This is a genomic window from Streptomyces sp. NPDC048106 (genome assembly GCF_040706415.1).
GTDB lineage: Bacteria > Actinomycetota > Actinomycetes > Streptomycetales > Streptomycetaceae > Streptomyces.
Window position 1 is genome coordinate 218,740 of sequence record NZ_JBEZND010000010.1, and the last position, 11,348, is coordinate 230,087.

The following is an 11,348-nucleotide window of genomic DNA, read 5'->3' on the forward strand; positions in this document are numbered from 1 at the left end:
CTCACGCTCCCGTGGCGACGAGGACGACGGCGACCGCCAGGACGACGGTGCCGGCGAGCAGCGCGCTCACATAGGTCTGCACATTGCCGGTCTGGGCGCGGCGTACGGCGGCCCCGAGCAACCGGGGCAGCGCGCCGGCGGCGCCGACGTAGGTCTCCACGACCTCGCGGTCCAGGAACCGCACGAGGCTCGCCCCGGCCCGCACCGGGCGGACGAACAGCGCCGCGTAGACGGCGTCGAGGTGGAAGCCGACGGCCGCATGCCGGTGCAGCGGGCCGAGCAGCGCCCGTCCGGGGTCCGCCGGGTCGGGGGCGTAGGCGATGTCGCCGTAGGCCGGGGTGTGGGTGGCGATGGCCTCGGCCTCGACCAGTGCGGCGTCGGCCCCGGGGTGGGCGGCGACCGCGCCGAGCGGGGAGCTGACGAGGCCGCGGGTGGTGCGCTGCCAGACGCCGTAGGTGGCGAGGGCGCCGACCAGGGCGAGGCCCGTGCCGAGGATGGAGGTGAGGAGGGTCGGGGTCAGGGAGTTGCCGTCGAACCAGCCGGGCAGCGCCCGGTAGGCGAGCCCGCCGAAGGCCAGCGAGGGCACCGCGAGGACCCACAGGACCACGGTCATGGTCAGCGGCTGGCGGCCGTGGTCGGGGGCCTCGGTGCCCCGGCCGTGGAAGGCCAGCAGCCACAGCCGGGTGGCGTAGGCGGCGGTCAGTACGGCGGTGACCAGGCCGGCGACGAGCACGAGCCAGCCGGCCGCGCCGGGCACGTGCGCGGTGTCCCCGTGGGCCGCGTGTTCGGCGGCGCCGAGCACGGACTCCTTGGAGAAGAAGCCGCTGAAGGGCGGGATCGCGGCGAGCGCGAGCAGCGCCACGGTCATCGTCCAGTAGGCGTCCGGGACGCGGTCGCGCAGGCCGCGCATCCGGGACATGGCGGCCAGCGAGTTGGTGCCGGCGGCGTGGATGATCACGCCCGCGGCGAGGAACAGCAGCGCCTTGAAGGCGCCGTGGGACAGGAGGTGGAAGACGGCGGCACCGCGGTCGCCGACGGCGAGGGCGCCGGTCATGTAGCCGAGCTGGCCGACGGTCGAGTAGGCGAGGACGCGCTTGATGTCGTCCTGGGCGAGCGCGGCGAGGCCGGAGCCGGTCATGGTGACGGCGGCCATCACGGCCAGGACCAGCATCGCGGCCTGGGACGCCTCGAACACCGGGAGGAGGCGGGCGACGAAGTAGACACCGGCGGCCACCATGGTGGCGGCGTGGATGAGCGCCGAGACCGGCGTCGGGCCCGCCATCGCGTCCGGGAGCCAGGTGTGCAGCGGGAACTGCGCCGACTTGCCGGCCACGCCCGCGAGCAGCAGCAGGGCGACGAGGGTCGGGTGGTGCAGGCCGCCGTTCGCGACCGTGCCGAGAACGCGGGTGACACGGAACGAACCGGCGTCGGTGGCCAGCGCGAACAGGCCGATCAGGAACGGCACATCGCCGAGCTTGGTGACCAGGAACGCCTTGAGGGAGGCGGCGCGGGCCTCCGGGGTCTCCCAGTAGTGGCCCACCAGGAAGTAGGAGCAGATGCCCATGACCTCCCAGCCGACCAGCAGCACGATCAGGTCGCCGGAGTAGACGACGAGCAGCATCGCGGAGGTGAACAGGGACACCAGAGCGGCGTACGAGGGGTAGCGCGGGTCGTCGCGCAGATAGCCCGTGGAGTAGATCTGCACACAGGCCGCCACGAAGGCGACCAGGATCGCGACGAGCGCGGCGAAGCCGTCGATGTGCAGGGCCAGTTCGATCGGCACCGAACCGGTGGGGGTCAGCTCCGTGTGCGCGTCCACGGCGGGGCCGCCGCCCTGGCGGACGGCGACCAGCGCGGCCAGTACCAGCGAGGCCAGCGGTGGCAGCACGGCGAGCGGGCGCACGAACCCGGGCGCGGTGCGGCCGAGCAGCAGCCCGGCCGCGGCGCCGAGGAACGGCAGGAGGGGGACGAGTACGGCGAGGGTGGTCGTGGTCACGCGGTGGCCTCGGTCTTCTCTGCCGCGATGGCACCCGGTTCCGCGCCATCGGGGCCTTCGGCGGTGTCGCGGAGCCGGTCGATGTCGGAGGTGCCGCGGTTGCGGTGGACGGCGAGCACGATCGCCAGGCCGATGCCGATCTCGGCGGCGGCGATGGCGATGGTGAACAGGGTCAGCGCCTGGCCGGAGTGCAGGGTGTCGCGGGCGACGCGGCTGAGCCAGACGTCGAAGGCGACCAGGTTGAGGTTGACGGCGTTGAGCATCAGCTCGACCGACATCAGGACCAGGATCGCGTTGCGGCGGGCGAGGACGCCGTACAGGCCGGTGCAGAAGAGGAGGGCGGAGAGTACGGCGGGGTAGACGAGGTGCATCAGCGGGCGCCGTCCTTCGGGGCGGGGACGGGTGTCGGCGTGCCCTCGGCCACCGCTGCCCTGTCGCGGGCGCCGGGGCCGGCGCCCGCGTCCGCCTTGGCCTTGCGGGAGAGCACGATCGCGCCGACCAGGGCCGCGAGGAGCAGCACGGACAGGGCCTCGAAGGGCAGCACCCAGTACCGGAACAGGCTCGCGCCGGTGACATGGGTGGTGCCTGCGGCCGGGCCGGTCAGGTCGATCCAGGTCGTACGGAAGGCGTCGACGACCACCCACACCAGGGCGACGGCGGCGGCGACCGCGACGGCCGACGCGGCCCAGCGGTTGCCGGAGTCGGCGTCCGGGGAGCGGCCGATGGGTGCCCTGGTGAGCATCAGCCCGAACAGGAGGAGTACGACGACGGAACCGACGTAGATCAGGACCTGCACCCAGGCGATGAACTCGGCCGTGAGCAGCAGGTACTCCACGGCGAGGCCGCCGAGCGCGACCACCAGCCACAGGGCGGCGTGCACCAGTTGCCGGGTGGTGACGGTGATCAGCGCGGCGCCGAGGGTCACCAGGCCGACGAGGAGGAAGGCGATCTCGACGCCGGTCGGGGACAGGAAGCCGTGCGGGGCCGCGGCGAGGCTCAGGGCGGGGGCGGGGCTCATGCGTCGCCCTCCTCGGGGTCGGCCTGCGCGGCGGCGGCCAGCTTCTCGGCGGTCTTGCGGGCGGCGGCGATCTCCTTCGGCTCCTCCGCGCCCGGGTCGAGCGCGGGCGGGGCCGGGACGGTCCACATCCACTCGCGGAGCTTGTCGCGCTCGTGGGTGAGCTCGTGGATGTCGGTCTCCGCGTATTCGAACTCCGGGGACCAGAACAGCGCGTCGAAGGGGCAGACCTCGATGCAGATACCGCAGTACATGCACAGGGAGAAGTCGATGGCGAACCGGTCGAGGACGTTGCGGCTGCGCTCACGGCCGCCGGGGGCGGCGGGCGGGACCGTCTCCTTGTGGGAGTCGATGTAGATGCACCAGTCGGGGCACTCGCGGGCGCACAGCATGCAGACCGTGCAGTTCTCCTCGAACAGGCCGATCACACCCCGGGTGCGGGGCGGCAGTTCGGGCAGGGTGTCCGGGTACTGCTCGGTGCCGTGCTTCCGCGTCATCGTACGCAGGGTGACGGCAAGGCCCTTGGCGAGGCCGGAGCCGGGGATGCGGGGCCGGGCGGGCGGGAGCGACGCGGCCATCAGGAGATCACCACCTTGACGATGCCGGTGAGGGCGATCTGGGCGAGGGAGAGGGGGACGAGGAGGGTCCAGGACAGCTTCTGGAGCTGGTCCTCGCGCAGCCGCGGGTAGGTGACGCGGAGCCAGATGACGACGAAGGCGAGGATCGCGGCCTTCAGCAGCGTCCAGACCCAGCCGAGCCCGTCGGCGCCCCAGGGGCCGTGCCAGCCGCCCAGGAAGAGCACGGTGGTCAGGCCGCACAGCACGACGATGCCGGCGTACTCGGCGAGCAGGAACAGGGCGAAGCGCAGGCCGGTGTACTCGGTGTACGCGCCGAAGATGATCTCCGAGTCGGCGACGGGCATGTCGAACGGCGGGCGTTGCAGCTCGGCGAGTCCGGCGACGAAGAAGACGACCGCGCCGATGAGCTGCCAGGGCAGCCACCACCAGTGGAAGGCGTGCAGGATGCCCGGCAGGGAGACGGTGCCGGCCGCCATCGCGACGGAGGCCGCGGCGAGCAGCATCGGCAGTTCGTAGGCCAGCAGCTGGGCGGCGGTACGCAGGCCGCCGAGCAGGGAGAACTTGTTGGCGCTGGCCCATCCCGCCATGAGCGAGCCGAGCACGCCGACGCCCATCACCGCGAGCGCGAAGAACACGCCCGCGTCCAGGGCCTGTCCGACGGCGCCCTCGCTCGGGCCGATCGGAATGACGAGCAGGACGAGCAGGTAGGGCAGCAGGGCCACGGCCGGCGCGATCTGGAAGACGCGGCGGTCGGCCTCCGCCGGCACCACGTCCTCCTTCTGCGCGAACTTCACCCCGTCCGCGACCAGCTGGGCCCACCCGTGGAACCCGCCCGCGTACATCGGCCCGAGCCGCCCCTGCATATGGGCCATCACCTTGTGCTCGGTCTGCCCCACGATCAGCGGGAAGACGAGGAAGACGACGAACACGGCCACGAGCCGCAGGGCGACGTCGAGTACGCCGTTCACTGCGGGCCTCCTGGGGGTTCGGTCGGGGGCGCTTCGGGGTGTGCGTCCGGGTTGGTCTCGGGGTCGGGGGTGGGCTCGGGGGCTGGGTCGGGCTCGGGGTCCGGGGTGGATGGGGGTTCGTCGGGGCGAGGTCGGGGCTGCTCGGTCGGTTCGGAAGGCTCGGCGGCCCCACGCGAATCGGCGGACTTCGGCTCGCTAGCCGGCTTGGGCTCGGACGCAGGCTTCGGCTCGGCGGCAGCCTCCTGCTCGGCCGCCTCGGGCCGTTCCACGGCACCTGGTCCTGCCCCCTCGGCGGCCTCCGGCGCCTGTGCGGGCTCCGGCGACGCGGGCTGCCCGGGCTCCTCGAAAGCCGGGCGGGCATGGTGCCACGGCGCGTCGGAGCCGGGGCCGCGCGGGGTCGTACGGCGAGCGGGACGGTCGGCGTGGTCCGGTCCCGGGGCCTGTTCCGTCGGCTCGACCGCCGGGGGCTCCGGGGAGCGCTGCGAGGCCGAGCCCTCCGAGGCACTGCGGCCGCGACGGGGGCGGGCCGGTGCCGGGGCGGGCTCGTGTGCCACCGAGGCCTCGGCCGCGGGACCCTCCGCCGCCTGCGCGGCATCGCCCTCGGCCGCGGCCGCCTGGCTCGCCGACCCCTGGCTCGCGCTGCGCATCCGGCGCGGACGGGCCGGAGCACCGGCAGCGGGCCCCGGCGTGGCACCCGCCGCACCGTCTCCTGCCGCCGATCCAGTCCGCTCGCCCGCCGCCTGGCTTGCCGATCCCTCGCTCGCGCTGCGCATCCGGCGCGGACGCGCGGGAGCGGCGCCCTCCACCGGGGCGGCGCCCTCCGCGGCGGTGCGGGTGCGCCGTGCCGGGCGGTCTCCGGCGGCGCGGGTCGGGGCGGCGGGGAGCCGACCCTTGAGGGGGCCCCACTCGTTGGGGTCGGGGACGCCCGGCGGCAGCATCTGGCGGCGCTTGGGGCCGCCGTGCTCGGACTCGCCGGGCTCCTTCGCGCCGGGCCAGGCCTTGGCGACGCGGGCGGCGAGGACGAAGTCCTTCCGCAGCGGGTGGCCCTCGAAGTTCTCGGGGAGGAGCAGGTGTTCGAGCCCCGGGTGGCCATCGAAGGTCACGCCGAACATCTCGTGCGTCTCGCGTTCGTGCCAGGCCGCACCGGCGTACACCCCGACGGCGGACGGCAGGACCGGCGCCCCGTGCGGCACCGTCGTACGCAGGAGGAGGCGCCGCACCGGGTGCAGCGCGACGACGTGGGCCGCCACGCGAAAGCCTGTGCCGGGTTCGTCGACCGCGCTGAGCCAGTCGAAGTAGGTGCAGGTCAGCGTCGTACGGGCCGTCTCCAGCGCGGTGAGCCAGGCGGACGGCGGCACGTCCACCGTCAGGACCTCGTACGACTCCTCGGCCACCGCCTCCGCGCCGAACAGTTCCTCCGCGGGGGCGGGCAGCCAGCCGGCCGTGCTCATCGCGCGTCCTCCTCGCCCACCGGGGCGGGCGGCCGTACCAGACCGCTCTGCAGCGCGGCCGCGGACGGCCGGGCGGCACCGTGGCCGTACCGCTCCCCCAGCGACTCGGCGGCGATCTTCTCCTGGAGCTTGAGGATGCCCTGGAGCAGCGCCTCGGGGCGCGGCGGGCAGCCGGGCACGTACACGTCCACCGGGATGATCTGGTCGACGCCCTTGGTGACGGAGTACGAGTCCCAGTACGGCCCACCGCAGTTGGAGCAGGCGCCGAAGGAGATGACGTACTTCGGCTCGGGCATCTGTTCGTACAGTCGCTTGACGGCGGGGGCCATCTTGTCCGTGACCGTGCCCGAGACCACCATCAGGTCGGCCTGGCGGGGTCCCGGCGCGAAGGGGATGACGCCGAGCCGGATGAAGTCGTGCCGGGCCATCGACGCGGCGATGAACTCGATCGCGCAGCAGGCGAGGCCGAAGTTGAAGACCCAGAGCGAGTAGCGGCGCCCCCAGTTGAGGACCACCTTCATGGGCTCGGGCGCCAGCCGGGCCAGCGCGCCCAGCCGCTTGGGCTCCGGGAGGGGAACGGGGTCCGGGGTCACGTCCATGCCAGGACGCCCTTCTTGTATGCGTACAGCAGGCCCACGGCGAGGAAGCCGAGGAAGATGAACATCTCCACGAGGGTCGTCGCGCCGTAGCCGTGGGCGGCGAAGACCGTCGCCCACGGGAACAGGAAGACCGAGTCGACCGCGAAGATCACGTAGAGGAAGGCGTAGACGTAGTAGCGGACCTGGGTGTGGGCCCAGCCCTCGCCGACAGGGTCGACGCCGCATTCGTAGGTCAGGAGTTTTTCAGGGGTGGGCACTACGGGACGCAGCAGGCGGCCGGCGCCGAACGCGACCGCGACGAACAGCACGCCGACCACGGCGAGCAGCCCCACGGCCGAGTAGGACCGGAAGTAACCGGCCGCGGTGACGGCGTGTGTCGCGGCGATGGTCGAGTCCCCCAGTGTCTCCCGCACCGTCCGTCCCTCGCTCCCTGACCTCGTGACCTGTACGCACCGGAGTCTAGGCCCTGATAAAGAGACGGTAAGCAGGCAGTCACGCCGCGAGAGGCCAGGGACGGCGGGGGTACGGCGCCTCGGCACACCGCCCCGTCCCCCTGTTCCGGGGCGCGCGGCCCCCTGAAGGGAGCCCGAGGGGAGCCCCTGAGGCGGCTCGGGGTGGGGTTTTCCCCCGTGGGCGGAGGGCGGCGTACCGCATGGCGCGGAAGGTGCCGCATTCGGCAGGCTGTCCGGTATGACCGCTCCCAGCTCCGCCGCCGACCGGCACGACGGCCCCGACCGGCCCGGCACACCCGACCAGTCCGACGGCACCGACCGCTTCCCGCCGCCGAGGCCCGCCTATGACAAATACACCTGGAAGGAGATCGCGCACCTCCTGCTGAACCTGCCGACGACGGTGTTCGGCTTCGTCTACGCGATCACCGTGCTGGCCGTCGGCGGCGCCCTCACCTTCACCGTGATCGGCCTGCCGCTGCTGGCGCTGTCCCTGCTGGGCGCCCGGCAGCTGGGGAAGCTGGAGCGGGCGCGGGCCCGGGCGCTGCTCGGGGTCCGGGTGGAGGAGCCGTCGCCGCTGCCGCTCGCGCGCGGCGGGAGCATGCTCCAGCGGGCGTGGATGGCGCTGAAGGACCCGGTGGGCTGGCGCACGCTGCTGTACGACGCGATCCGGCTGCCCTGGGGCATCCTCACCTTCTGCACCGTGCTGACCTCGCTGTTCGTGCTGTGGCCCCTGCTGCCCTATCTCGCCCGGGGGCTGGCGAACGTGGACCGGGCGATGGTGCGCGGCCTGCTGTCCCCCTCCGACGAGCTGGAGCGCCGAATAGCGGAGCTGGAGTCGGACCGGGGGGTCGTGGTGGACACGGCCGCCGCCGACCTGCGCCGCATCGAGCGCGATCTGCACGACGGCGCCCAGGCCCGGCTGGTCAACCTGGCCATGGGGCTGGGGCTGGCCAAGGAGAAGCTGCTGGAGGACCCGGACACCGCGGCGGCGATGGTGGAGGAGGCGCACGGCGAGGTGAAGCTGGCCCTCCAGGAGCTGCGCGACCTGGCCCGGGGCATCCATCCCGCCGTCCTCACGGACCGTGGTCTGGACGCCGCCCTGTCCTCGGTCGCCTCCCGCTGCACGGTGCCGGTGAAGGTGACCGTGGACCTCGCGGACCGCCCCGCCGCGGCCATCGAGGGCATCGCCTACTTCACCGTCTCCGAGCTGCTGCAGAACGTCAGCAAGCACAGCGCGGCCCGGTCCGCCTCGGTGGATGTGTGGCGGGCCGAGGACCGGCTGCTGATCCAGGTCCAGGACGACGGCCGGGGCGGCGCCGACCTGGCCGGCGGCAGCGGGATGCGGGGCCTGGCGGACCGGCTGGGCGCGGTGGACGGCCTGTTCGTGGTCGCGTCCCCGGCCGGCGGCCCGACGGTGGTAACAGCGGAACTGCCGTGGCGGGACCGGGAGAAGTAGGCCGCCCGCGGGGCCGGGGGGTGGGGAAAACCCCCGGTGCAGGACGCCGACGGACTCCATGGTCCGGAAAGGCGCGGCGCACGACTCTTGGATTACGGCTGAACCGCCGTGCGGACGAGGAGAACGGGACGACATCGATGGCCACTCAGTACGGTCACGGCGGGTACGGCCAGGGGTACGGCGCCGGTGACGACGACAGCCGGTACGGCTACGGCCCCGAGCCCGGCCGCCGCCCCCGCGTGCCCGCCGTGCTGCGGGCGCCGGTCGAGGCCCGCACCTGGCGGGAGCTGGGTTACGTCCTGCTGAGCCTGCCGGTCTCGGTGGCCCTGTTCACCTGGACGGTGACGATGGTGTCGCTGGGCGCGGGCCTGCTGGTGACCTTCCTCGGCGTCCCCGTCCTCGCCACGGCCCTGGCCGGCTGCCGGGGCTTCGGCGCGCTGGAGCGGGCGCGGGCGCGGGCGCTGCTGGGTGTGGACGTGCCGGGCCCGGAGCCGCTGCGGGTGCGCAAGCCGGGCGCGCTGGCCTGGATGGGCGCGGTCCTCAAGAGCGGCGCCTCCTGGCGGAGCCTGCTGTACACGCTGGTGCAGCTCCCCTGGGCGGTGTTCACCTTCACCGTCACGGTGACCTTCTGGTCGCTGGGCTGGTCCCTGCTGACCTATCCGCTGTGGTTCCGGGTCTTCCCCGCGTACACGGGAGAGGGCGGTCTTCAGCTGTACGGCGACGAGCACCACCGCATCTACCTGGACAACCCGTTCGAGATCACCGTGACCGCGCTGGTCGGGCTGCTGTTCACGCTGGCGACGCCCTGGCTGGTCCGCGCCCTGACGACGGTGGACGGGCTGCTGGTGCGCGGGCTGCTCGGCCCGTCGCTGCTGTCGGAGCGGGTGGTGGAGCTGGAGTCGGACCGGGGCGTCGTGGTGGACACGGCCGCCGCCGACCTGCGCCGCATCGAGCGGGACCTGCACGACGGGGCACAGGCCCGGCTGGTCGGGCTGGCGATGGATCTGGGGCTGGCGAAGGAGAAGATGCGGGAGGACCCGCAGGCGGCGGCGCGCATGGTGGAGGAGGCGCACGGCGAGGTGAAGACGGCGCTCCGGGAGCTGCGCGATCTCGCCCGGGGCATCCACCCGGCCGTGCTGACCGACCGGGGCCTGGACGCGGCCCTGTCGGCGGTGGCGTCCCGGTGCACGGTGCCGGTCAGGGTGGAGGTCGACCTGCCGGCCCGGCCCGCGCCGGCCATCGAGGGCATCGCCTACTTCACGGTCTGCGAGCTGCTGCAGAACGTCGCCAAGCACAGCGGGGCGCACTCCGCGTCGGTCGATGTGTGGCGCTCGGAGGACCGGCTGATGCTCCAGGTGACCGACGACGGCGTGGGCGGCGCTGACGCCTCCGCCGGTTCGGGCCTCGCGGGCCTCAGGGGCCGCTTGGACGCGGTGGACGGCATCCTGCTGGTGGACTCCCCGGCGGGCGGTCCGACCCGGGTGATAGCGGAACTGCCCTGGCGCGGCTGACCGGCGGGCGACCGACGGCCGCCGCCTGGACGAGCAGTGGCCAACTAGCTTCTGACCAGCGGATATACCGGAACCAACCCAGTTATCCACAGGGCGTGGCACGCTGTGTGCCGATTCCTGGAATGCTGGTCCTCGTACGAAGGCGCGTCCCGGACGGACGTCGCCAGGGGACCGGGCATGACGGGGGCGAAGGATCGTGGAGGACAGGGTGCGGGTGGTCATCGCCGAGGATTCGGTGCTGCTCCGGGAGGGTCTGACCCGGCTGCTGACCGACCGGGGGCACGAGGTGGTGGCCGGGGTCGGAGACGCGGAGGCGCTGGTGAAGACCATCGCCGAGCTGGCCGGTGAGGGCGCGTTGCCCGATGTGGTGGTGGCGGACGTGCGGATGCCGCCGACGCACACCGACGAGGGGGTGCGGGCGGCCGTGTCCCTGCGCAAGGCGCATCCCGGGCTAGGGGTGCTGGTGCTGTCGCAGTATGTGGAGGAGCGGTACGCGACCGAGCTGCTGGCTGGCTCCACCCGGGGCGTGGGCTATCTGCTCAAGGACCGGGTGGCGGACGTCCGGGAGTTCGTGGACGCGGTGGTACGGGTCGCCGAGGGTGGTACGGCGCTTGACCCGGAGGTGGTCACCCAGCTGCTGGGCCGCAGCCGCAAGCAGGACGTGCTGGCCCGGCTCACCCCGCGCGAGCGCGAGGTGCTGGCGCTGATGGCGGAGGGGCGTACGAACTCGGCGATCGCCCGGCAACTGGTCGTCAGCGACGGCGCGGTGGAGAAGCACGTCAGCAACATCTTCCTCAAGCTCGGCCTGTCGCCGAGCGACGGGGACCACCGGCGGGTGCTCGCGGTGCTCACCTACCTGAACTCCTGACGGGACGTCCTTCGCACCGGGTCGGCGGGCCCCTGCGTCAGGGCCGTGTCAGAGGATCCGGCTTCCGTGGGAAACAGGGGTACCCGGCAGGAGAATGGAGGGGCGAACCGGGGAAGGAAGCCCTGACATGTCAGCGCTATACGCCGTCTCGAAACATCATCCAAATGTGCGGATGACCTCGGGTAGGCGACCCTAACCGACGTAGGGTTGATCCTGGGATGGTCCGTGGGAAGACCACGCCCGGACAGCCGCCTCGAAGGAGGTCCAGTTCAGTGACCAGCCAGGTCAGCAGCCCAACGGAGCAGACCGACGGATCCGTCGTCGGGGAGCAGCGCAAACCGGGCGGCACGAAGGATGTACGCCGCCTGGACCGGGTGATCATCCGGTTCGCGGGGGACTCGGGTGACGGCATGCAGCTCACCGGGGACCGGTTCACCTCGGAGACCGCTTCCTT

At 73.0% G+C, this 11,348-nt stretch carries 12 protein-coding genes; 4 read left to right on the forward strand and 8 right to left on the reverse strand.

Annotated features, from left to right (window positions below; all coding sequences use genetic code 11):
* Position 1: 1 nt before the first annotated feature.
* From AB0927_RS13915 to AB0927_RS13950, 8 genes are read right to left on the reverse strand one after another with little or no spacing between them, the layout of a single operon-like run.
* Positions 2–1,996, reverse strand: coding sequence for an NADH-quinone oxidoreductase subunit L (locus AB0927_RS13915; RefSeq protein ID WP_366667783.1), 1,995 nt, complete (start codon positions 1,994–1,996; stop codon positions 2–4).
* Positions 1,993–2,367, reverse strand: coding sequence for an NADH-quinone oxidoreductase subunit NuoK (gene nuoK, locus AB0927_RS13920; protein WP_366667784.1), 375 nt, complete (start codon positions 2,365–2,367; stop codon positions 1,993–1,995). Before nuoK ends, AB0927_RS13915 begins: the two co-directional genes overlap by 4 nt.
* The gene (locus AB0927_RS13925; protein WP_366667785.1) at positions 2,367–3,014 is read right to left on the reverse strand and encodes an NADH-quinone oxidoreductase subunit J; all 648 of its coding nucleotides are present in this window, start codon (positions 3,012–3,014) and stop codon (positions 2,367–2,369) included. The genes nuoK and AB0927_RS13925 overlap by 1 nt, the downstream gene beginning before the upstream one ends.
* Complete coding sequence (locus AB0927_RS13930) at positions 3,011–3,589, reverse strand: NADH-quinone oxidoreductase subunit I (RefSeq protein WP_366667786.1); 579 nt, start codon at positions 3,587–3,589, stop codon at positions 3,011–3,013. Before AB0927_RS13930 ends, AB0927_RS13925 begins: the two co-directional genes overlap by 4 nt.
* The gene (locus AB0927_RS13935) at positions 3,589–4,557 is read right to left on the reverse strand and encodes a complex I subunit 1 family protein (protein WP_366667787.1); all 969 of its coding nucleotides are present in this window, start codon (positions 4,555–4,557) and stop codon (positions 3,589–3,591) included. Before AB0927_RS13935 ends, AB0927_RS13930 begins: the two co-directional genes overlap by 1 nt.
* The gene (locus tag AB0927_RS13940; RefSeq protein ID WP_366667788.1) at positions 4,554–6,008 is read right to left on the reverse strand and encodes an NADH-quinone oxidoreductase subunit C; all 1,455 of its coding nucleotides are present in this window, start codon (positions 6,006–6,008) and stop codon (positions 4,554–4,556) included. Before AB0927_RS13940 ends, AB0927_RS13935 begins: the two co-directional genes overlap by 4 nt.
* Positions 6,005–6,607: an NADH-quinone oxidoreductase subunit B family protein gene (locus AB0927_RS13945; protein ID WP_366667789.1), complete on the reverse strand. Its 603-nt coding sequence runs from the start codon at positions 6,605–6,607 to the stop codon at positions 6,005–6,007. The genes AB0927_RS13940 and AB0927_RS13945 overlap by 4 nt, the downstream gene beginning before the upstream one ends.
* A complete protein-coding gene (locus AB0927_RS13950) occupies positions 6,598–7,020 on the reverse strand; it encodes an NADH-quinone oxidoreductase subunit A (RefSeq protein ID WP_366667790.1) in 423 nt (140 codons plus the stop codon). The genes AB0927_RS13945 and AB0927_RS13950 overlap by 10 nt, the downstream gene beginning before the upstream one ends.
* A gap of 277 nt (positions 7,021–7,297) precedes the next feature.
* Here AB0927_RS13950 and AB0927_RS13955 point away from each other — a divergent pair, with 277 nt between their 5' ends.
* From AB0927_RS13955 to AB0927_RS13970, 4 genes are all read left to right on the forward strand, one after another.
* Entirely contained in the window at positions 7,298–8,515 is a 1,218-nt protein-coding gene (locus AB0927_RS13955) for a sensor domain-containing protein (RefSeq protein WP_366667791.1), read from the forward strand.
* A gap of 137 nt (positions 8,516–8,652) precedes the next feature.
* Positions 8,653–10,026, forward strand: coding sequence for a sensor domain-containing protein (locus AB0927_RS13960; RefSeq protein ID WP_366667792.1), 1,374 nt, complete (start codon positions 8,653–8,655; stop codon positions 10,024–10,026).
* 208 nt (positions 10,027–10,234) lie between these two features.
* A complete protein-coding gene (locus AB0927_RS13965) occupies positions 10,235–10,894 on the forward strand; it encodes a response regulator transcription factor (RefSeq protein WP_366667810.1) in 660 nt (219 codons plus the stop codon).
* A 272-nt stretch (positions 10,895–11,166) separates the two neighbouring features.
* On the forward strand, positions 11,167–11,348 hold a 182-nt coding region (locus tag AB0927_RS13970), incomplete at its 3' end, for a hypothetical protein (RefSeq protein ID WP_366667793.1).

Coding starts and splice junctions, on each gene's coding strand:
- AB0927_RS13955 (WP_366667791.1), top strand. CDS start 7,298: ATGACCGCTCCCAGCTCCGCCGCCGACCGGCACGACGGCCCCGACCGG.
- AB0927_RS13945 (WP_366667789.1), bottom strand. CDS start 6,607: ATGGACGTGACCCCGGACCCCGTTCCCCTCCCGGAGCCCAAGCGGCTG.
- AB0927_RS13925 (WP_366667785.1), bottom strand. CDS start 3,014: ATGAGCCCCGCCCCCGCCCTGAGCCTCGCCGCGGCCCCGCACGGCTTC.
- AB0927_RS13960 (WP_366667792.1), top strand. CDS start 8,653: ATGGCCACTCAGTACGGTCACGGCGGGTACGGCCAGGGGTACGGCGCC.
- AB0927_RS13930 (WP_366667786.1), bottom strand. CDS start 3,589: ATGGCCGCGTCGCTCCCGCCCGCCCGGCCCCGCATCCCCGGCTCCGGC.
- AB0927_RS13940 (WP_366667788.1), bottom strand. CDS start 6,008: ATGAGCACGGCCGGCTGGCTGCCCGCCCCCGCGGAGGAACTGTTCGGC.
- nuoK (WP_366667784.1), bottom strand. CDS start 2,367: ATGCACCTCGTCTACCCCGCCGTACTCTCCGCCCTCCTCTTCTGCACC.